Origin of the sequence: Fontisphaera persica (genome assembly GCF_024832785.1) — a bacterium.
Lineage (GTDB): Bacteria > Verrucomicrobiota > Verrucomicrobiia > Limisphaerales > Fontisphaeraceae > Fontisphaera > Fontisphaera persica.
In genome coordinates this window covers 4,251,335-4,271,484 of sequence record NZ_CP116615.1, presented here as the reverse complement: position 1 = coordinate 4,271,484, position 20,150 = coordinate 4,251,335, and the positions used below count along the sequence as shown (strand labels likewise).

Below are 20,150 nucleotides of genomic sequence, written 5' to 3'. Positions count from 1 at the left end.
GCAGGGCCAGAGCCGCTGGCGGCATGCGCCCCCCCAGGGCGGGACGCGCGCCCGCGCTGATGCGCACGGGCCGTCCGTGCTTTGCCATTGCCACGGCGCGGCGCAAGGGCTAAGAAACTCCCATGCGCTGGCCCGCTGATTATCACACGCACAACGCGCTCTGCCGCCACGCCATTGGCTCGCCGTGGCAGTATGCGGAGCGCGCGGTGGCGATGGGACTGGAGGAAATCGGTTGCTCGGACCATTCGCCCATGCCCCAGGATGATTATGACAACTGGCGAATGTACGAGCGGCAGCTCGCAGGCTATGTGGAGGCGGTCTTGGAAGCGCGCCGGCGTTTTCCCCGGCTCACCATCCGTCTGGCGCTGGAGGTGGATTATATTCCCGGCCAGGAGGATTGGATTCGGCAACTGGCCGCGCGTTATCCCTGGGATTACTTCATCGGCTCCGTCCATTACGTGGCCAACGGCTGGGACGTGGACAATCCCTACAAGCTCGACGAGTGGAAGCGCCGGCCGGTGGAAGCCGTGTGGGAGGAATACTTGAACCGGCTGGAGGCCTCCATCCGCAGCGGGTTGTTCGACATTATCGGTCATTGTGACCTGCCCAAAAAATTCGGGCACCGGCCGCAGCAGGATTTCCTGCCGCGGTACCGCGAAATTTTCCGCGTGGCGGCGGAGGCCAATGTGGCCATGGAAATCAACACCGCCGGCTGGCGCAAAGACTGCCGCGAGCAATACCCGGCGCGGGCGATTCTGGAGGCCGCGCACCAGGCCGGCGTGGCCCTGGTCTTTGGGTCGGATGCCCACACCCCGGAGGAAGTGGGCGCCGGCTGGGCGGAAGCGGTGGAGCTGGCGCGCGCCGTGGGTTACACGCACTGGCGGCGGTTCAGCAGAAGGAAAGCCGAGCCGGTGGCCTTGTGAAGGAGGCGGCGCTTGGTTGAACCGTCGCCGGGGAGACGGTCTCAGCGCGGGCCGGGCGTCTGGGCCAGCAAGGACTGCAGCACCTGATTTTCCGGCACCGGCTCGGGCAGCAGGGCAAACAGCGACGGGCGCCAGGGGTCCAGGCGGCATTTGATTTCGCGCAGGCGGCCCAGGTAGCGTGCCGCGCGCAAATCATACACGTGCGCGGCCTCGGCCAGGCCGGCTGTAATTTCGACGGGTTGCTCCAGGGTCTCGTTGCCGCCGGCCTGTTTCAAATCTTCGCTCATGTGATAATCAATGCCCCGCTCGAGGGCCAGCAGGCGGGCGTTGCCGAGGCGGAAGCGGTGCACGCGCACGCGGGCCTCCAGGGGCACGGTGACCGGCGGCGTGAGGGGCAGGCGATGGGTGGCCACCCATTGCGCCCAGCTTAAATCCGGCACGGGCTTGAGGCGGTCGCGGGCATAAGCGCCAACGTCCCCGCTGCGCGACTGCGGCGGCCCCTGGGTGGCGTCCAACTGCGCAAAGGCCGCCGGCAGGGCCACGGCGGGAGGCAGATGGTTGTCCTGGTAGAAGCGGGCCGACCAGTTGGTGCGCAGGCGGGCGTGGGCGTCAAAAATGCCCGGCAAATCGTTGCCATAGACCACCAGCGGAGACTGGGCGCGCCGCTGCGCAGCGCTGATGGCGTCGCGCTCGCGGTCGGACATTGCCCAGGAGGACGGCAGCACGAGCACGCGGATGCCGCTTTTTTCCAGCTCGCCCTGCTCCATCTGGGCCTGGCTGATGAAACGGGGCGTGTAGCCCAGGTCTTGAAAGATTTTGAGCCAGCTATTGCGGACCTTGGCCTGGTGGTTGTGGCTGGCTTCGTAGCTGGAAAACCGCCGCAGCCAGGTGGAGCCGTCCACGGTGGACTCCAGCAGCCAGGCCACTTGAATGCTCGGCTGGGAGTAATGGAGGGCAATGGGGTCATAGTCCTTGGTGGCGAGCATGAATACGCGGGCCAGGGGCGAGGTCATTTCGCGCAGTACCGGTTCCAGCGCGCGGGCCTTGGCGGTGAGCGGCAGCTCGGCGTTTTTCCAGTCCAGGCAATCTTCGCTCCACCAGATGATGCAGCCGCGGTCCCCCTGCAACAGCAGATGCCAGAGGCGGCGGGCGGCGGCGCGGGTTTCCTTTTCAAACACCGTGGTCAAAAAAATCTTGCCGGGCATGAAGGAGCCGAAAATTTCGCGGGCGTTGCCGATGTCATAAGGCTCCACCCAGTCGAGCACGCCGGCGAGCCGCCATAAATCGTACCCGCCAAAGGCATGCGGCATCTGGGTGCCTTCGATGCCCACCGGCGTATGGGGGTCCACCACGCGGGCGGCCTGGCGGAAATCCTCCAGCGCGCGCGCCAGCGAGACGTCCATGTAGGTGCGGTGATTGGCCCACGGCGAGAAGTTCCAGCGGGTGGGCTGCTCGCGGGCGGTCCGGGGATGGAAGCGCAGGCGTTGCAGGGCCTGCCAGTCGGGGCGCCCGCGCGGCAACGCCTCGCCGCTGGCCATGCGGTTTTTAATCTGGTCCGTGGTGAAGGGTTTGATTTCGTCCCACGCCTTGAACTGGGTTTCCCATTGCGCATTCAAGGCCGCCAGCGAGGGATACTGGGTGGCCAGCCATTCCCGGAAGGCGGTCAGCGCCATGGGATTAAAGTCGTAGTCAAAGGGGTTGGCTGAGATGGTGACGGACAATTCATCGCGGATGTCGTACAACAAGGGCGAATAATCGCGGTTGCCGCGGGCCACTTTTTGCATCTCGGCCCGGCCCCAGGCACGCCATTGGGGGTCATCCAGGCAATAATCGCGCACGAGCGAGGCTTCATCGCGGGTGTCCTTCCAGCGGGTCACAAACTTGTCCCAGTCGGTGACATTGGAATGAAACTTGAGGCACAGGCCGCGGTTGATGATGTTCTCCACGTAGTAGGGAAACTGGCTGGCCACCCAGGGGCGGGGGTCGCCTCCGTCATACACCATGCCGGCGGTGACGCCCATCTCGCGCAGGCGTTGCTGAAAGCGGCTCCACTGGTGTTTTTGTTGATGAATGGAGTCGCCCACCCACATGATGACCTGATAATTCGTCCAGGGCCGGAGCGAGCCGGCGGTTTCGGCAGCCGCGGCGGACGCAAGGCCCGCCGCCAGCCCCAGCGCCGCGAGACGGGGTACATTCATGGGGCCTATCCTGAAGCCGCCGGCGGCGGGTGGCAAGTGCGGTGTCTAAGGGAGCTTAGCGTGCCCGAAGCGGCTCCGGTGGTCCCCCCTGCTGCTTGGCAGTGGCGGTTTGCGGGCCGAGTCATTATACTGAAGGCCGCATGACGCCCTCCACGGCTCAAGCGCACGCCCCCCGGCGGCCACGGATACGCTCCGATGCGCCGTTCCTGATTGGCTTGTCCTTGCTGGGCGGGGTGTATGTGGTGCTGATTGTGGCAATGCTGGTGGCGGACCTGGCCTACACCTCGCCCGGTCATTTGGTGGAAGCCCTGCGCAGTCCGAACATCCAGTATGCCATCCGCCTGAGCCTCTTGTCGTGCAGTCTCACCGCGCTGCTTTGCCTGTGGGTGGGCGTGCCGCTGGGGTACCTGCTCTCCCGCTGCCAGTTTCGCGGGAAGGGATTGCTGGAGGCGATTCTGGATATTCCCATCGTGCTGCCTCCGCTGGTCATCGGCTTGAGCCTGCTGATTTTATTTCAAACCGCGCCCGGGCGGTGGCTTGAGCGCTGGGTGCCGGTGACCTACGCGGTGCCCAGCGTGATTCTGGCGCAATTTGCCGTGGCCTGCGCCTTTGCGGTGCAAACCATGCGCGTGACCTTTGACCAGATTAGTCCGCGCGGAGAGCAGGTGGCCCGCACCCTGGGCTGCACCCGGCATCAGGCCTTCTGGCGGGTGACCCTGCCGGAGGCGCGCCGCGGCATCCTGACCGCCGGCACGCTTTCCTGGGCGCGCGCCCTGGGCGAGTTTGGACCGATTCTGGTGTTTTCCGGCGCCACGCGCATGAAAACCGAGGTGCTCTCCACCTCGGTGTTTCTGGAATTAAGCGTGGGGGCACTCGAGGCGGCCGTGGCGGTGTCCTTGCTGATGATTATCGCGGCGGTGGTGGTGTTGCTGGTGGTCCGCTGGTTTGGTTCGGGCGCCAGTTTTCACCAGGGACAAGCCCCATGATTCGCGTGGAAAATTTATGTGTGCGCGCGGGCGCCTTTCGCCTGGCCAACGTCAGCTTTGCGTTGCCGGCAGGCAGCTATGCCGTGTTGATGGGGCGCACCGGCTGCGGCAAGACCACCTTGCTGGAAGCCTTGTGCGGCCTGCGGCGCGTGGAGAGCGGCCACGTATGGCTGGACGGCGCGGAAGTGACCCACTGGGACCCCGCCTGGCGCGGCATTGGTTATGTGCCCCAGGACCGGGCCTTGTTTCAAACCCTGACCGTGCAGGAGAATCTGGCCTTCGGCCTGACCGTGCGCGGCCTGCCCCCCAGGGAAATCCAGGCCCGCGTGCAGCCGCTGGCGGAAATGCTGGGGATTGCCCATTTGCTCCAGCGCCGTCCGCAGGGGTTGAGCGGGGGCGAATCCCAGCGTGTGGCCCTGGGCCGGGCGCTGGCCATCCAGCCGCGCATCTTGTGTCTGGATGAGCCCCTGAGCGCCCTGGACGAGGAAACCCGCGGGGACATGTATGCGCTCCTCAAGCGGGTGCGCGCCCAAACCCGGGTCACCACCCTGCACGTCACGCATCATCCCGAGGATGCCCGCCAACTGGCGGATTGTGTGTTTCGCCTGGAAAATGGGGTGATGACGGAAGTTACCCTTTGAGTTGAGCCTATGCGCGCCCTGCCTCCCCTGACTGAAGAAGAACGCCAGCGTTATGAGTGGCAGCTCTGGGTGCCCGGTTGGGGCGAGGCCGGCCAGCAAAAACTCAAGGCCGCCACCGTGCTTATTTCGCGCGTGGGCGGCATTGGCGGCCAGGTGGCTTATCAACTGGCGGCCGCCGGCGTGGGCCGTCTGATTTTGGCTCATGCGGGTCCGGTGCGGCTTTCGGATTTGAACCGGCAATTGCTGATGACCCATGACTGGCTGGGCAAACCGCGGGTGGAATGCGCCGCCCGCCGGTTGCGCGAATTGAATCCAGCGGTGGACATCGTCGCCGTGCCGGAAAACATCAGCGAGAAAAACGTTGCCGCCCTGGTGGCGCAGGCGGAGGTGGTGGTGGACGCGGCGCCATTGTTTGAGGAGCGCTTCCTGATGAATCGGGAGGCCGTGCGCCAGCGCAAACCGATGGTCGAGTGCGCCATGTATGATTTGACCGCCCACGTGACCACCATTCTCCCCGGCCAAACGGCCTGTCTGGCGTGTCTGTGCCCGGAAAAACCGCCGGACTGGAAACGCGAGTTTCCGGTGGTGGGGGCCGTCTCCGGGCTGGCGGGATGTCTGGGGGCCATGGAAGTTTGCAAACTCATCACCGGCGTGGGCGAACCACTGCGGAATCGCCTGTTGCAGTGTGATTTGCGCACCATGGCTTTCAAGACGCTGCGCACGCGGCGGGCGCCGCAGTGTGCCGTGTGTGGCGGAATGGCGTGAAAAACGAGCAGAATGTCCGCAGTTCACGCAGGCACGTGGCAACGCAAATAATTCTACGACAATAACTTGCGCCGCTGCGAGCAGGATGGCACGCTTTTGGCTTGAACAGCGCTTGTACGGTCTTTGTCCAACGGAGTAGATTGTGGAGTGCGCCACAATAAAGGGCCGCAAGGGCGGCGCGTGGCGCAGGAGCGGTTGGGAAAATCGGGTCATGCGGCAATTTTGGACCATTGCGGCCAACACCTTCATGGAGCTGATTCGTCAGCCGGTGTTTCCGCTTTTGGTGACGGCCTCCGCCTTCTTCGAGGTTTTTCTGGCGTGTGTGCCATATTTTGGTTTCGGGGATGACCCCAAGATGGTGAAGGACAGCGTGCTGGCGGTGATGCTGCTGGCGGGCTTGCTGGGCGCGGTGTTGAGCGCCTCGGCGTCGCTGGCGCGGGAAATCAAGTTTGGCACCGCCCTGGCCGTGCTCTCCAAGCCGGTGGGCCGGGCGCGCTTTCTCCTGGCCAAGTACGCCGGGCTGGCGGTGGCGATGACGTTGATGACCTATCTCAACCTGCTGGGCGCCCTGCTGGCCAGCCGCATGGCGTTTGATGCCTATGGCAAGGCGGACCGCCTGGGGCTGCTGTTGTGGGTGCTTTCCCTGGCCCTGGCTTATGCCCTCGCCGGACTCAGCAATTATTTTTTGCGCCGGCCATTTGTCTCCGATGCCGTGTTCAGCCTGCTCATCACCGCCACGCTGGGTTTTGTGCTGATTAATTTTCTGGATAAATCCGGCAAGGTGCAAGCCTTTGGGACGGGGGTGGACTGGCGGATGCTGCCGGCGGGACTGTTGATTCTCATGGCGGTGTGGATGCTGGCGGCGCTGGCGCTGGCCTGCTCGACCCGTCTGGAAATGGTGGCCACGCTGGCGGTGTGCTCGGGACTGTTTCTGCTGGGATTGATGTCTCCCTATCTTTTTGGCACGCTGGCGGCGCAAGGTTCATGGCTCGGTTCCAGCCTTTACGCGCTGCTGCCCAACTGGCAAAGTTTCTGGATTGCTGATGCCATGGAAACCGACCAGCCCATCCCGGGCCTTTGGGGATATGTGGGGCGGGCGCTGGGGTACAGTGTATGTTACACTGGGGCGGCTTTGATGGTGGCTCTGGTCTTGTTTGAAGACCGCGAACTGGGATAAGTGCATGGAACGCCAATTGCGCACCAACGCAACGGTGAACACCGTGGTCCTGCTGCTGGCCGCGGTGGTGACTTTTGCCATGGGCCGTTATTCCGGCTCGGCCGCCGGGCAGGTGGTGGCGGTGTTTCTGGCCATTGGCTTTGTCGCCGCCCTGGTAAGCCGCTTCCAGATGGGGCTGGAGGAAAGCGAGCGGCTCGAACAGCTTGAACTGGAGGAGCTGGCCCGCAAAGCCACGGATTCCGCCCTGTTCAAAACCGCCGAGGCGGAGCTGCGCCCCGCCCGCCGGGCGCGGGAGCAGTTTGAGAAATACTTCGGGCCGGGGGTGGCGGTGGTGTTGCTGGCGGCGCAGTGGGGCGGCGCATGGGGCCTGTGGCAGTGGCTCAGCAGTCCCGCGCGCAAACTGGAGGAACCCACCGGCGGGGTGCTGGAACATGCGGGGGTGGCGCTGGCCATATACGGCGGGGTGGGGCTGATTTTGTTCTTATTCGGCAAGGTGGCCGCCAATTTGGTGCAAATCACGCGCCAGCGGTTGCTGCGCCCCGCCGCCGGTTATGTGCTGCTGGGGGCTTATTGGTGCGGGCTGGTGGCGGCGGGCGTTGGGGCGGACATTGCCGGTTACCCACGGGTGGACGGTTGGATGGCGCGCGCGCTGGTCCTGGCGCTGGCGGTGGCGGGCGTGGAAAATGCCCTGACCCTCATCCTGGAAATCTACCGGCCCCGCCTCAAAGGCGCGGAGCGGCGGTTGTTGTATGAGAGCCGCCTGGTGGGACTGGCCAGCCAGCCCGAGGGCATCTTCACCACCGTGGCCCATGCCCTGGATTATCAATTTGGCTTCAAAGTCTCGGAAACGTGGTTTTACCAGTTCCTGCAAAAATACCTGGGCCTGTTCCTGCTGGCGCAGCTTGGGTTGCTGCTGCTCTCCACCTGTGTCGTGTTCATTGAGCCGGGCGAGCAGGCCATTTTGGAGCGATTCGGCCGGCCCCTGCCGCGCTTGCTGGACGCCGGCGGCCATTGGAAATGGCCCTGGCCGGTGGACAAGGTGTATCGCTACCGCACGGACCGCATCCAGACTTTCAGCATCGGGCACAGCCCGCATGAGGAGGAGGAGGCCGCTGACAGCCACGGGCACGACCACGGGCGCGAGGCCAAGCGCCCTTCCGCCGAGCCGGAGGCCATCCTGTGGACGGAGGCCCACGCGAAGGATGAATTTAACTTGCTGGTGGCCAGCCGCGAGGAGGGCGAAGGCGACCGGGAGGCGGGCCAGGCGGTGCCGGTGAATTTGCTGGCGGTGGATTTGCCGGTGCAATACCAGGTGACCAATCTGCTGATGTGGGCGACCCGTTACAGCGACGGCGCGGCATTGCTCGAGCGGGTGGCCACGCGCGAGGTGGTGCAATACCTTGTCCATGCGGATTTGAATGAGATTCTCACCACCGGCCGCCAGCGCACGGCGGAGGAGCTGCGCGCGCGCATCCAGGAACGCGCCAATGAATTGCAGATGGGTGTGCGGATTTTGTTTGTGGGCCTGCAAAACATCCATCCGCCGGTGCGCATCGCCCCGGCATACCAGGCGGTGGTGGCCGCATTGCAGGAGAAAGAGGCCAAAATCCTGGAGGCCGAAGGCTATGCCGCCCAAACCCTGCCCCAGGCCAGGGCGGAAGCGGTAAAACGCAAAGTGGCGGCGGAGATTTACGCGCTGCGGCGGGCCGCGGACGCCCAGGCCCAGGCCATCCGATTCACCAATCAGTTGCAAGCGTGGAAAACCGCGCCGCAGGTGTTTGCCACGCGCGGTTATTTGCAGGCGCTGGTGCGCGGCGGGGCGGAGTCGCGCAAATTGGTGCTCGCCGCCACCAACACCGACGACGTCATTCAATTTAATCTGGAGGACAAACTGCGGCCGGGCATTGATGACGTGGTGCTGCCGCCGCCCAAGACCCCCTCCACCGGCAAGTGACTATGAACCGCAATCGCATCAATCTGGCTGTCGGCATCCTGCTGATGGTGTTGTTTGTCTTTTTGCTGATGGCGTTTCAGGTGCGCCAGACCGAGCTGGCCATCGTGACCACCTTCAGCCGGGTCACCCGCACCATCACCGAGCCGGGCCTCAAATTCCGCCTGCCGTGGCCCATTCAGAAGGTGTATTACCTGGACCGCCGCGTGCAGAATTTCGAGAGCAAGATGGATGAAACCCTCACCAGCGACGGGCGGAATCTCCTCATTTCCGTGTATGCCGGCTGGACGATCGCCGATCCGGAAAAGTTTTTTGTGAACTTTGCCGGCGGCTCGCTCACCGAGGCCACCCGCCGGCTGGATGAGATGATCCGCAGCAAGAAAAATGAAACCGTGGGCCAGCATCCCTTCAGCCACTTCATTTCCACCAACCCCCAGGAAATGAAACTGACCCAGGTGGAGGACGAAATCCTGGCCAAGGTGAAGAAGGAGGCTGCCGACGGCTACGGCATTGCCGTGCAGTTTGTGCGCATCAAACGCATCGGCCTGCCGGAAAGCATCACCGAAAAAGTGTTTGACCGCATGCAGAAGGAGCGCCAGCGGCTGGTGCAGAAATTCCAGGGCGAAGGCGAGTCGCGCGCCATGGACATCCGCACCACCGCCGACCGCGACCGCGAGAAAATCCTGGCCGAGGCCGAGCGCGAGGCGGCGCTGATTCGCGGGCAGGGCGACGCGGAGGCGGCCCGGGCGTTCCAGGTGTTTGAGCAAAGCCCGGAGCTGGCGGTGCTGTTGCTCAAGCTCAAGGCGCTGGAGCAGGTGCTGCAGGAACGCAGCACGTTAATCTTGGACCAGCGCACTCCGCCGTTTGATTTGATGAAAGAGCCGGCCCCGCCGGCTGCCTCGGGACGACAGCCATGAACTCCACCCCGTCCAAAACCCCCGCCACCGGCGGCTGGAGTGACGCCGGCACGCAGGCGCTGGCCGAGGCGCTGAAGAGCAGCTTCGTGTTGGTCAAAATCGCGCTGGTTCTGCTGGTGGTGTATTTCTGCGGCTCCAACTTTTTCACCGTCTCCTCCAACGAGCGGGCGGTGGTGCTCCGCTTTGGCCAGCCGGTGGGCCGTGGGGAGGAGGCCGTGCTGGGGCCCGGTTTTCATCTGGCCTGGCCCTATCCCATTGATGAGGTGGTCAAAATCCCCGCCCAGCAAATCCTCAGCGCCAGCTCGACCGTGGGCTGGCACCGGCAGGAGCGCGGCCCCGCCGCCCCGGCGCCGCCGCCGCGGTTGAATCCTGTGCTGGATGGTTACGCGGTGACGGGCGACGGCAACATCCTGCACGCCCAGGCGCAACTGCGGTATCGGGTGGTGGACCCCGTGCGTTTTTACTTCGGGTTCACCAACGCGATGGCGCTGGTGACCAACGCGCTCAACAACGCCCTCTTCCATGCCGTGGCCCAATTCAGCGTGGACGACGCCCTGCGCCTCAACCTGCCCGCCCTCAAGGAGCGGATGCTCGCGCGCGTCGAGCAACTGGCGCGCGAACAGGAGCTGGGCATCAGCGTGGAGCAACTGGACCTGGTCACCGCCCCGCCGCGGCAGGTGAAAGCGGCGTTTGATGAAGTCACCGCCGCCGAGAGCGAGCTTTACACCAGGGTCAATGAAGCTCAGGCCTACGCCAACGGCGTCAGGGCCCGCGCCCAGGGCGAGGCCAGCGCGCGCCGCAACGCGGCCGAAGCCGACCGCAACCGGCTGGTGGCCGAGGTGGAATCGGAGGCGCGCTATTTTCAGGACATGCTGCCCAGCTACCGCCGCGACCCGGCCCTGTTCATGGCCCGCCTGCAGGTGGAAACCCTGGGCCGGCTGATGACCAACGCGCAGGACAAGTTCTTCCTGCCCGCCCGCGCGGATGGACGCCCGCGCGAAGTGCGTCTGCAATTAAATCGCGAACCCCAGCGGTTGAAAACCGAAGTCCAGGCGCCCACCGCCCCCGAGCACAAGCACTGAGTTATGCAAGTCACCTCCCTGCTCAGCCGCCGGACGCATGATGCGGACCCCGCCCCGCATCACCCTCACCATTCGCATCACGAGGGCGGCGGAAGCTGCCCCGCCTGCGGCCATGACCATTCCCACACCCAGGTGCGGCTGACCCAGACCCTCATCGGGCTGATGTTCGTGATTAACGCCTACGTGGTGGACTGGGTGGTGGACCGGGCCACGCTGGTGGCCGCCGCCAGCGGCATGCTGGGCGCGGTCATCCTCGGCGCGCCCATCGTGATGACGGCCATCAAGGATTTGCGCCGCGGCCTCCTGAGCATCAATGAGCTGGTGGCCCTGGCCGTGCTGGCCGCCATCTCCACGGGCGATTACAAAACCGCCGGCGTCATTGCCTTCTTCATGCTCATGGGCGAAATCATCGAAACCCGCACCGCCGAGGGCGCGCGCGCGTCCATTGAATCGCTCATCAAACTCACCCCCACCAAGGCCCGGCGCGTGGCGGGCAACACCGAGGAAGAAGTGCCGGTGCATGAATTGAAAGTGGGCGACATCATCCGCGTGCGCCCCGGCGACAACGTGGGCGCCGACGGCGTGGTGGTCTCCGGCCAAAGCTCGCTCAATCAGGCCAGCATCACCGGCGAATCGCTGCCGGTGGACAAAAAGGCGGGGGACGAAGTCTTTGCGGGCACCATCAATTTAACCGGGGTGCTGGACATCAAGGTCAGCCGCGCCGGGCGCGACACCACGCTGGGCCGCGTGCGGGATTTAATCCTGGCCGCCGAGCAGACCAAGCTGCCCATCATGCGCATCATTGACCAGTACATGGGCTTTTACACGCCGCTGGTGCTGGTGGTGGCCGCGCTGGTGTGGGTGTTCACGCGCGACCTCAACCGGGTCATCGCCACCCTGGTGGTCTCCTGCCCCTGCGCCTTTGTGCTCGCCACCCCCACGGCGATTGTGGCCGCCCTTTCCGCGGCGGCGCGACTGGGCATCTTGATTAAAAATGTGGCCGACCTGGAACTGGCCGGGCGCCTGACCGCCTTCATCTTCGATAAAACCGGCACCATCACCACCGGCAAGCTGGCCGTGAGCCGCCTGGCGCCGCAGGAAGGCGTCAGCCCGGCCGAGCTGCTGCGTCTGGCCGCCTCGGCGGAGAAATACAGCAATCACCCCGCCGCCAAGGCCCTGGCAGCCTTGGCGGAGGAAGTCAACGTGCCCCTGGCCGAGCCGCAGAACTTCGCCGAAACCGCCGGCCGCGGCGTCAAAGCGCAGGTGGAAGGTGCCGAAGTGCTGGTGGGGCGGGCCCAATGGTTGCAGGACCACGGCCTCCAGGGTGATTTTCTGAAGTCGGTGGACTTGAATGAAACGGAGGGATTCAGCCTGATTTTTGTGGCGCGGCAGGGCCGGTTCCTCGGCTGGATTGGGTTGCGGGATGAAACGCGCGCCGAAGCCAGACCGGCGCTGGAGGAATTGAAGGCCATTGGCGTGCGCCGCATCGCCATGGTCAGCGGGGACCGCCAGCCGGTGGCGGCGCGGGTGGCGCGGGAAATTGGCTGCGAAGAGAGCCGCGGCGAGTGCCTGCCCCAGGACAAGGTGGACTTTGTGCGCGCCTTCAAACAACAGGGCCTGCGCGTGGCGGTGGTGGGCGACGGGGTGAACGACGCCCCCGCCCTGGCCGCCGGCGACATCGGCATCGCGATGGGCGCCGCCGGCAGCGAGGTGGCCATCCACAGCGCCACCATCGCGCTGATGAACAACGATTTGCGGCGGCTGCCGTTTCTGGTGCGGCTGTCCCGCGCCACGCGCTCGGTCATCAATCAAAACTTTGTGGTGGGCATCCTGTTCATTGTGGGCGGCCTGGCGCTTTCGGCGTTTGGCTACCTCAGCCCCATCGTGGCGGCCATCATGCACAACGTCGGTTCCTTCATCGTCATCTTCAACAGCGCGCGGCTGGTCCGCCAGGGCGAGGAGCTGGAGCACTACGAGCCGGCCGCCACGCCCTCCACCCCCGCGCCTTCCGTGCCGGAGCAACCCATCACCTTCAAACCGCAACCGGCCTGAACGGTGGCGGTTTTGGACACAGAGGCAACTTTATGGCAACGCAGGTCATGCCGGAAATGCAAGCCCCCGCCCGCTCCCCGGCGGCCCCCGCCGGGGCTGCCTCCGGGCGCGAGGTGGTGGTCTCGGTGCGCGGGCTGACCAAAATCTTCAAGGACTTCTGGGGCCGGCCCAAGGCGCGGGCCGTCAACGGAGTGGACTTCGAGGTGTATCGGGGCGAAGTCTTCGGCCTGCTGGGGCCGAATGGCTCCGGCAAATCCACCACCGTCAAAATGATTCTGGGGCTGCTGCGGCCCACGGCCGGCCAGATTCTCGTGTTCAATCATTCCCCCCGCCACGTGGCCACCAAGGCCCGCATCGGCTACCTGCCGGAGGAATCGTATCTCTACCGTTTTCTGGACTCGCGCGAGACGTTGAAGTTCTTTGGCGATTTGTTTGAGCTGCCCCCGCGCGAGCGGGACCGGCGCACGGAGCAACTCCTGGAAATGGTGGGGCTGGGCGGCGTGCGTGCGCGCGCGGTGGGCGAGTTTTCCAAGGGCATGCAGCGGCGCATCGGGCTGGCGCAGGCGCTCATCAATGACCCGGACCTGGTAATCCTGGATGAACCCACCGCCGGCCTGGACCCCATTGGCTGCCGCGAGGTCAAGGATTTAATCCTCGCCCTGGCGCGCCGCGGTAAAACGGTGATTCTCAGCAGTCACTTGCTGGCGGATGTCGAGGATGTTTGCGACCGGGTGGTCATTTACTACGGCGGCAAAATCCAGGCCATGGGCGCCCTGAAAGATTTGCTGACGGAGCGCGACACCCTGCGCATCACCACGCCGGTGTTGTCGCGGTCCGCCCTGGAAAAGGTGCTGGAAATTTTGCGCGCCGAGGTGGGCGACGGCCAGGTGCAGGTGGACAATCCCACCCAAAACCTGGAGCGTTACTTTCTCGAAGTCGTGCGCCGCGCCCGCGAACAGGCGGAGGAGACCTCTGGCGCCACCTCCGCCAATGTGCTGGCCGAGTATTTGCGGCCCGCCGACACGGCCGCGCCGGACCGCCGCCTGGAACGTTTTGTCCGGCCTGAACCCGCGGAGCAACCCGCGCCTTCGCCCGCCCCGGCCCCCTCTGGCGGCGCGCCGGAGGCCGCCAAACTGGCGCAGTTGACGCAAACCGCCGCGCCTCCCGCTGAACTTTCACCCCCGGCTGCGTCTGCGGCGGCGCCCACGCCGGCGCCGGTTGCGGAGGAATTGCGTCGCGCCGAGGAAAAGTTGCAGAAATTGCTCAAAGGCTCCTGACGCATGAGAGCTTTGCTGGCCATGGCGCGGCTGACCTGGAAGGCGGCCTTCCGATACCGCCTGATTTGGGCGCTGAGCGCGCTGCTGGTGGTGGCGGCGGTGGTGTTGCCGGGCATCATCAAGCATGACGAGACGGCCACCGGCTTCACCCAGATTGTGCTCACCTACGCGCTGGGCAGCATTTTCGCGCTGCTGGGCGCCGCCACCCTGTGGCTGGCCTGCGGCACGCTGGCCCGGGACATCGAGGAAGGCCAGATGCAAATGGTGGCGGTGAAACCCGTCCCGCGGTGGAAAATCTGGGCCGGCCGCTGGCTGGGCATTGTGACCCTGGACGCCGCCCTGCTGCTGGCCGCCGGCCTGCTGGTGTATGCCCAGTTGCAATGGCGCTCCCGCGAGCTGCCGCCGCCCCAGCGCGAACGCCTCCGCCAGGAAGTGCTGGTGGCGCGGGCCTCGCTGAAAGAGCCGCCCAAGGACTTGCGCCCCCTGGTGGCCAGGGCTTTTGCCGACTGGCGCAAGCAACACCCCGGCCCCCTCTCCCCGCAGGACGCGGCAGCCGTGCTGAAGGAAATCGAGGAGCAATTCAAAGCCGCCGATCAAATCGTGCGCCGCGATTACGCCCGCGCCTGGCGCCTCAACGCCCGCGGCCTGCGCGAGCGGCTGGGTGACGGCCCCCTGCACATCCGGGCCAAACTCTACCTGCCCGAATACCGCCCCGGCGTGGTGGTGGAGGGGCGCTGGCGCTTCGGCCCGCTGGAGGCCCCGCTTTATGAGCACGTCATGCCCATGACGCCCGAGGCGTTTCAGGAGTTTGTCGTGCCCGCCTCGCGGGTCATTGGCGAGGACGGCACGCTGCTCATTCACTTCGTGAACCGCAATCCCACCGCGGTGGTCTTTCTGCTGGAGGACGGCCTGGAGGTGTTGTATCGGGAGTCGAGTTTTGAAATCAATTACGCGCGCGGCCTGTTGATTCTCTGGATGTGGCTGGCCCTGCTGGCGGCGCTGGGGCTGGCGGCTTCGGCCTTCTTATCCTTCCCGGTGGCGGCGTTTTTCGCCCTGTCGCTGATGGTGGTGCTGCTGTTCAGCGGCTCGATGGCCGCGGCGCTGGAGGAGGGCACGGTGATGGGGCGTGATCACGAAACCGGCCAGGTGGACATGCCCCTGGTGGACCGCGTGATGCTGCCGGTGTTCAAGGGCATCCTCTCGGTGGTGCAACTGGCGCGCTCTTTTTCGCCCATTGACGCGCTGAGCACCGGCCGGAGCATCACGTGGGGCACGCTCGGCCAGGCCTTCCTGCAGGTCATGATGGTGTTGGGCGGAGCGTTTGCGCTGCTGGGCATCAGCACTTTCACCCGGCGAGAGCTGGCCGCCGCGCAGCTTGCCGCCACTTAAAACCATGGTCACGCGCGCCAAAATCATCTATGCCGCCCTGGCGCTGCTGTTGTTGCTGGCCGCCAGCCGCTGGCAGGCTCCGCTCGACGCCCGGCGCACTGCCATGATTCCCAAGGGCGAGGAGCTGAGAAACGCGCCTCCCATGCTGGCCTTTGTGACCGTGGCCCTGGGCGGCTTTCGCGGCCTGGTGGCCAATGCGCTGTGGATGCGCGCCTCCCGCCTGCAAGACGAGGAGAAATATTTTGAAATGGTGCAGCTCAGCGACTGGATTACCAAGCTGCAGCCGCGCCTCAAACAGGTCTGGATCAACCAGGCCTGGAACATGGCCTATAACATCTCCGTCAAATTCAACTCCCCCGAAGACCGCTGGCGCTGGGTCCAGCGCGGCATCCGCCTCCTGCGCGACGAAGGCCTGCGCTACAACCCGGACGAGGCCCTCCTCTACCGCGAGCTGGCCTGGCATTTTCAGCACAAAATCGGCAAGGACCTCGATGCCGCCCATCTTTATTACAAGGCCCAGTGGGCGGCGGAAATGACGCGGGTCCTGGGCACCAATGCCCTGGGCTACCGTGAGCTGATTGCCCCGCAAACCGAAGAGGCCCAGGCGCGCGCCCGCCTGTTGCGTGAACAATACAAAATGGACCCCGCCCTCATGCAGGAGGTGGACGACACCTACGGCCCCCTGGAATGGCGGCTGCCCGAGGCCCATGCCCTTTACTGGCTGCATTTGGGCCTGAAAAAATCGCGCCCGGGCGAGGTGCGCCCGCTCCACCAGCTTATTCACCAGGCCCTGCAGCTTTCCTTCGAGCGCGGCCGCATCCTTTCTTTCACTCCTGAAGGCGTCCCCATCCTGGGGCCCAAGCCGGAGGTCATTGAACGGTTGCATCCTACCTTCCTGCGCGAGATGCAGGAGGAACCCGGCGCCGTGGAAAACATCCGCCGCGCGCATCGCAACTTCCTCCGCTCCGCCATTGAAACCTTCTACGCCTTCAACCGCATGGCCGAGGCCCGGCGGTGGTTTCAGGTGCTCACGCAGTCGTATCCCGATGATGTGCAAGTCAAAGCCGCCGGGGGCGACCTCGACACCTTCTGCGTGCGCCGCATCACCGAAACGGTCTCCGAGTCCGGCCGGGACCGCGTGACAGCCACCATTATGGGCTATTTGCACACCGCGTATTTCTACCTCGTGCAGGACCAGGACGATGAAGCCACCGGCCTGCGGCTCATGGCCCAGCGCATCTGGAACAGCTACCAATCCGGCCTGGGCCGCGACCCGGAGGTCATTGCCCGCATCGGGCTGCGGCCTTTCGCGGAAATGGACCAGCAGGTGCGCGATGATTTGCTGGCCCCCGGCGCCATGGACCCGCGCCTGCAGGCGGTGCTGCGCGCCAAGCTCAATCTGCCGCCGCCCACCGCGCCCTGATTCCGGACCGGCTTGCGTTTGCGCTTGGCGGGCGGGGCGGCTTCCTGCCAGAATGCGCGGTGATGAAAAATACGCGCAACTTCAATCTCTGGGCAGGTGCTGTGTCGCTTGGCGTGGCGGGTTGGCTGGCGGTTTCCTGTGCTTCCTCCTCCGGCGGTAGAAGCCAGCCGGCCGCCTCCGCAGGCGGCACTGCCCAACCGGCAATGGCCTTGTTCAATGGCCGCAATTTGAGCGGCTGGAAGGCGGTCTCGGCGGACCCCAAAGTGCCGATGGAGAAAGTGTGGCGGGTGCAGGACGGCATCATTATTTGCAGCGGCGAACCCATGGGGTATTTGCACACCAAACAAGTGTTCACCGATTACCGCCTGGAGCTGGAATATCGCTGGGCGCCGGGCAAGACGCCGGGCAACAGCGGCCTGTTTGGGCGCATCAATGGCGCGCCGCGCGCGTTGCCACGCTGCATTGAAACCCAGCTCCGGCATGGCAACGCCGGGGACTTGTACGGCTTTCATGGCATGAAAATCAACGGGCCGGCCGACCGCTTCCGCTTTGTGCCCAATCATCAACTGGGCGGGGATTTGCGCGGCGTCACCCGCATGGCTGGCAACGAAAAACCGGCGGGCGAATGGAATCATGTGGTGGTTCTGGCCCAGGGCCCGCGGGTGCAGGTCTGGATGAACGGCCAACTGGTGAATGAAGCCACGGACGTGGAAGTGGTGCCCGGCCCGGTGGGGCTGCAATCCGAGGGAGGCGAGATTCACTTCCGCAACATCCATTTGATGCGCCTGGCTCCCTAAGGCCTGGCGGAGCCGTCGCCAGCCCGGCGAGCGGCGGCGTGCCCGTCCTCCCGGCGCACAGGCGCAGCGGGGCATTTCACGCCTCCCTTGCCTTTACCGTTGGGGCGGCGATGCCCCGGGTGGGGGTGGTTTGCTTTTCGCTGGCCGATTGGCCAGCCGCCGCGCATAGTAACTGGCACGCATGAAAACTTTGTTTTGGTGCCTGCTATTGGGTGGCTTGGGTTGTCTCTGCGCCAGCCCTGCCCCCGTGGCGGCCTCATCACCCGAGGACCAAAAGCTGGCGGATTTTTTCCGCCAATACCTGGAACGCCAGTTGCGCCAACGCCCCCTGCTGGCCACCGAGCTGGGCGACCACCGCTACGACCATCTGCTGGATGACATCTCCCCCGCCGCCCGTGCCCGCTGGAAGGACGAGTGCCGCGCTGCGCTGGACGCGCTGCCGCAAGCGGTAAATTACGCGGCCCTCAGCCGGGATGGGCAGGTGGATTACGAGATTTTCCGCAGCAGCCTCGAGCGCTCCTTGTGGATGATGGACAACTTTGACCCCTGGGCCGAAGACCCGCGGGTGTACAACCAATATCTCAATGATGCCGTGTACCTGGTCCTCGCCCAGTCCACGCTCCCCAAAGAGACCAACATCAGCAATGCCGTGGCCCGCATGGCCTTCCTGCCGCAGGTGGTGGCCGAAGCCCGCCGCAGTCTCAAAAATCCGCCGCGGGTGGTGGTGGAAACCGCCATCCGCCAGAATCGTGGCGCCATCAATTTTTACACCAAAACCCTGTTTGACCTGGTGGGCCGCACGCCCCAGGAGCCGCGCCTGAAGGCCGCCGCCGCCCAGGTTCTGCCGGTGCTGCGCGAGTACCAGCAATTTCTGGAGCAGGAGCTGCTTCCCCGCGCCACCGGCAACTGGCGCATCGGCCGGGAGAAATTCAGCAAGAAACTCGAACTGACCCTCCAGACGGGATGGGACGCCGACACCCTGCTGCAGATGGCGGAATCTGAGTTTGCGCGGGTGGAGCAGGAATTGTACGTGGTGGCCCGCCAGTTGTGGGGGGTATATTTTCCGGGGCGCGTCATCCCGCCGGATACTCCCGCGGGACGGCGGGAAACGGTGGCGCAGGTCATTCAACGTGTGGGCCAGGAGCATGGCCGTCCGGCGGATTTAATCAAGGACGCGCGCGCCACCGTGGCGCGCATCAAGCAATTCATCCGCGCAGCGGACATTTTGCAACTGCCCGACCCGGATCGTTGCCAGATCATCGAAATGCCGGAGTTTCAGCGCGGCAACGCGATTGCCTACATGAACTCTCCGCCGCCGCTGGACCCGGCGGCGGCCGGTTACTATGCCATCAGCCCCCCGCCCCGCGACTGGCCGGCGGAGCGGGTGAAAAGTTTCCTGGAAGAGTACAATCAGCACATGCTGCAAATCCTCACCATCCACGAGGCCTATCCCGGCCATTACGTGCAGCATGAGTATGCCAACCGCGTCCCTTCGTTAATCCGCAAGGTGCTGGCCAGCGGCGTGTATGTCGAAGGCTGGGCGGTTTACACCGAGCAGATGATGCTGGACCAGGGCTTTGGCGCGGGCGACCTGCGGTTGCGGCTCAACCAGCTCAAGTTCTATCTCCGCGCCATTGCCAACGCCATGCTTGACCACAAAATGCATTGCACCTCCATGAGCGAGGAGGAGGCCCTGGCGTTTTTGACGCAACGGGCTTTTCAAAGCGAGGGCGAGGCCCGCCTGAAAATCATCCGCTCCCAGCAAAGCTCTGTGCAACTGTCCACCTACTTTGCCGGGCGCATGGCCCTGTATCAATTGCGCCAGCAGGTGCAGCAAGATAGGGCGGAGCGGTTCGAGTTGGGACGCTATCATGAGGCGGTGCTTCTCTGTGGACCGGTGCCCGTGAAATACCTGCCGGAGCTGGTGCGCCGGCAACTGGAGCCCCAAAAATGAGGACTCGCCTGTCCATCGGATGGGGCGCGGCCCTGCTGGCTGCCTGGCTGGCCGCGGGCTGCGCCGCAAAAAACAAGGCCGCCAAACTGCCGCCGCCCCAACCTTTGCCAGAGGCCGCGGATGCCTCGGGCCCCGCCCTGCGGCATCGGCTGGCCAGTCCTTTTCCGGAACTTCCCACCCTTCAAATTGAGCTGCCCGCCACCTACGTCGCCGAGCGGGAAGATGGGAAAGACTTCACCGTGTTTTACCTGCGCGACCGCCGGCTCAAGGCGGGCGTGGGCATTTATCTGGGGCCAACGCCGCAGTATCACCACCAGCGCGATCCCTACCTGTCGGTCCGCGCCGAAAAAGGCAAACTCGGCTCCCGCGATGTCGAATGGCGGCGGTACGAAAACAAGGGGTTGGTCTGCGCGGAAACCATCATTCCAGAGGTGTTCAAGGCGCTTTCCCAAAAGGAGGGCGACCGCCTGGCCACCTGCAAGATGCACGTTTTTTTGACCGCGCCCAATCCGGCGCTGCTGGCGGAACTGGAGGCCGCTGTGGGGCGGATGCAAGTCCGCGAAGCCAGCTCGCCGTGACCACGGCCTGCCGCGGCCAGCCAGGCCTTATGCGCCCTGG

General features: G+C 64.9%; 16 protein-coding genes. 15 read left to right on the top strand and 1 reads right to left on the bottom strand.

Annotation, left to right across the window (positions count from 1 at the left end):
* The first annotated feature begins 122 nt into the window (after nt 1-122).
* A complete protein-coding gene (locus NXS98_RS15980; RefSeq protein ID WP_283846045.1) occupies nt 123-923 on the top strand; it encodes a histidinol-phosphatase HisJ family protein in 801 nt (266 codons plus the stop codon).
* A 41-nt stretch (nt 924-964) separates the two neighbouring features.
* Here the strand turns inward: NXS98_RS15980 and NXS98_RS15975 are convergent, their stop codons facing one another.
* Nucleotides 965-3,121 carry a beta-galactosidase gene (locus NXS98_RS15975; protein ID WP_283846044.1) on the bottom strand — a complete coding sequence of 719 codons (2,157 nt, stop codon included), beginning with the start codon at nt 3,119-3,121 and terminating at the stop codon, nt 965-967.
* 140 nt (nt 3,122-3,261) lie between these two features.
* Between NXS98_RS15975 and NXS98_RS15970 the strand changes: the two genes are divergently transcribed.
* The 14 genes from NXS98_RS15970 to NXS98_RS15905 all read left to right on the top strand — a co-directional run bounded on the left by NXS98_RS15970 (nt 3,262) and on the right by NXS98_RS15905 (nt 20,110).
* Entirely contained in the window at nt 3,262-4,107 is an 846-nt protein-coding gene (locus NXS98_RS15970) for an ABC transporter permease (protein WP_283846043.1), read from the top strand.
* Nucleotides 4,104-4,748 (top strand): ATP-binding cassette domain-containing protein, encoded by a 645-nt coding sequence (locus NXS98_RS15965; protein WP_283846042.1) that lies wholly within the window; start codon nt 4,104-4,106, stop codon nt 4,746-4,748. The genes NXS98_RS15970 and NXS98_RS15965 overlap by 4 nt, the downstream gene beginning before the upstream one ends.
* Before the next feature lie 9 nt (nt 4,749-4,757).
* Nucleotides 4,758-5,513, top strand: coding sequence for a HesA/MoeB/ThiF family protein (locus NXS98_RS15960; RefSeq protein WP_283846041.1), 756 nt, complete (start codon nt 4,758-4,760; stop codon nt 5,511-5,513).
* A gap of 211 nt (nt 5,514-5,724) precedes the next feature.
* Nucleotides 5,725-6,690 carry an ABC transporter permease gene (locus NXS98_RS15955; protein ID WP_283846040.1) on the top strand — a complete coding sequence of 322 codons (966 nt, stop codon included), beginning with the start codon at nt 5,725-5,727 and terminating at the stop codon, nt 6,688-6,690.
* 4 nt (nt 6,691-6,694) lie between these two features.
* Entirely contained in the window at nt 6,695-8,644 is a 1,950-nt protein-coding gene (gene hflK / locus NXS98_RS15950) for a protease modulator HflK (RefSeq protein WP_283846039.1), read from the top strand.
* A gap of 2 nt (nt 8,645-8,646) precedes the next feature.
* Nucleotides 8,647-9,558, top strand: coding sequence for a protease modulator HflC (gene hflC / locus NXS98_RS15945; protein ID WP_283846038.1), 912 nt, complete (start codon nt 8,647-8,649; stop codon nt 9,556-9,558).
* On the top strand, nt 9,555-10,640 hold the full coding sequence (gene hflK, locus NXS98_RS15940) for a protease modulator HflK (protein WP_283846037.1): 1,086 nt from the start codon (nt 9,555-9,557) through the stop codon (nt 10,638-10,640). Before hflC ends, hflK (NXS98_RS15940) begins: the two co-directional genes overlap by 4 nt.
* 3 nt (nt 10,641-10,643) lie before the next feature.
* Entirely contained in the window at nt 10,644-12,692 is a 2,049-nt protein-coding gene (locus tag NXS98_RS15935) for a heavy metal translocating P-type ATPase (protein WP_283846035.1), read from the top strand.
* A 32-nt stretch (nt 12,693-12,724) separates the two neighbouring features.
* Nucleotides 12,725-13,969 (top strand): ABC transporter ATP-binding protein, encoded by a 1,245-nt coding sequence (locus tag NXS98_RS15930; RefSeq protein ID WP_283846034.1) that lies wholly within the window; start codon nt 12,725-12,727, stop codon nt 13,967-13,969.
* A gap of 3 nt (nt 13,970-13,972) precedes the next feature.
* Nucleotides 13,973-15,358: a hypothetical protein gene (locus NXS98_RS15925; protein WP_283846032.1), complete on the top strand. Its 1,386-nt coding sequence runs from the start codon at nt 13,973-13,975 to the stop codon at nt 15,356-15,358.
* Between the two features lie 4 nt (nt 15,359-15,362).
* Nucleotides 15,363-16,781, top strand: coding sequence for a hypothetical protein (locus NXS98_RS15920; RefSeq protein WP_283846030.1), 1,419 nt, complete (start codon nt 15,363-15,365; stop codon nt 16,779-16,781).
* A 62-nt stretch (nt 16,782-16,843) separates the two neighbouring features.
* Nucleotides 16,844-17,578, top strand: a complete 735-nt coding sequence (locus NXS98_RS15915) for a 3-keto-disaccharide hydrolase (RefSeq protein WP_283846029.1) — start codon at nt 16,844-16,846, stop codon at nt 17,576-17,578.
* Between the two features lie 181 nt (nt 17,579-17,759).
* Complete coding sequence (locus NXS98_RS15910; RefSeq protein WP_283846027.1) at nt 17,760-19,532, top strand: DUF885 domain-containing protein; 1,773 nt, start codon at nt 17,760-17,762, stop codon at nt 19,530-19,532.
* A complete protein-coding gene (locus NXS98_RS15905; protein WP_283846026.1) occupies nt 19,529-20,110 on the top strand; it encodes a hypothetical protein in 582 nt (193 codons plus the stop codon). The genes NXS98_RS15910 and NXS98_RS15905 overlap by 4 nt, the downstream gene beginning before the upstream one ends.
* Nucleotides 20,111-20,150 lie beyond the last annotated feature (40 nt).

Bases quoted from the DNA above. Each gene is read 5' to 3' on its own strand.
- NXS98_RS15980 (WP_283846045.1), top strand. From the start codon at position 123: ATGCGCTGGCCCGCTGATTATCACACGCACAACGCGCTCTGCCGCCAC.
- NXS98_RS15975 (WP_283846044.1), bottom strand. From the start codon at position 3,121: ATGAATGTACCCCGTCTCGCGGCGCTGGGGCTGGCGGCGGGCCTTGCG.
- NXS98_RS15970 (WP_283846043.1), top strand. From the start codon at position 3,262: ATGACGCCCTCCACGGCTCAAGCGCACGCCCCCCGGCGGCCACGGATA.
- NXS98_RS15965 (WP_283846042.1), top strand. From the start codon at position 4,104: ATGATTCGCGTGGAAAATTTATGTGTGCGCGCGGGCGCCTTTCGCCTG.
- NXS98_RS15960 (WP_283846041.1), top strand. From the start codon at position 4,758: ATGCGCGCCCTGCCTCCCCTGACTGAAGAAGAACGCCAGCGTTATGAG.
- NXS98_RS15955 (WP_283846040.1), top strand. From the start codon at position 5,725: ATGCGGCAATTTTGGACCATTGCGGCCAACACCTTCATGGAGCTGATT.
- hflK (WP_283846039.1), top strand. From the start codon at position 6,695: ATGGAACGCCAATTGCGCACCAACGCAACGGTGAACACCGTGGTCCTG.
- hflC (WP_283846038.1), top strand. From the start codon at position 8,647: ATGAACCGCAATCGCATCAATCTGGCTGTCGGCATCCTGCTGATGGTG.
- hflK (WP_283846037.1), top strand. From the start codon at position 9,555: ATGAACTCCACCCCGTCCAAAACCCCCGCCACCGGCGGCTGGAGTGAC.
- NXS98_RS15935 (WP_283846035.1), top strand. From the start codon at position 10,644: ATGCAAGTCACCTCCCTGCTCAGCCGCCGGACGCATGATGCGGACCCC.
- NXS98_RS15930 (WP_283846034.1), top strand. From the start codon at position 12,725: ATGGCAACGCAGGTCATGCCGGAAATGCAAGCCCCCGCCCGCTCCCCG.
- NXS98_RS15925 (WP_283846032.1), top strand. From the start codon at position 13,973: ATGAGAGCTTTGCTGGCCATGGCGCGGCTGACCTGGAAGGCGGCCTTC.
- NXS98_RS15920 (WP_283846030.1), top strand. From the start codon at position 15,363: ATGGTCACGCGCGCCAAAATCATCTATGCCGCCCTGGCGCTGCTGTTG.
- NXS98_RS15915 (WP_283846029.1), top strand. From the start codon at position 16,844: ATGAAAAATACGCGCAACTTCAATCTCTGGGCAGGTGCTGTGTCGCTT.
- NXS98_RS15910 (WP_283846027.1), top strand. From the start codon at position 17,760: ATGAAAACTTTGTTTTGGTGCCTGCTATTGGGTGGCTTGGGTTGTCTC.
- NXS98_RS15905 (WP_283846026.1), top strand. From the start codon at position 19,529: ATGAGGACTCGCCTGTCCATCGGATGGGGCGCGGCCCTGCTGGCTGCC.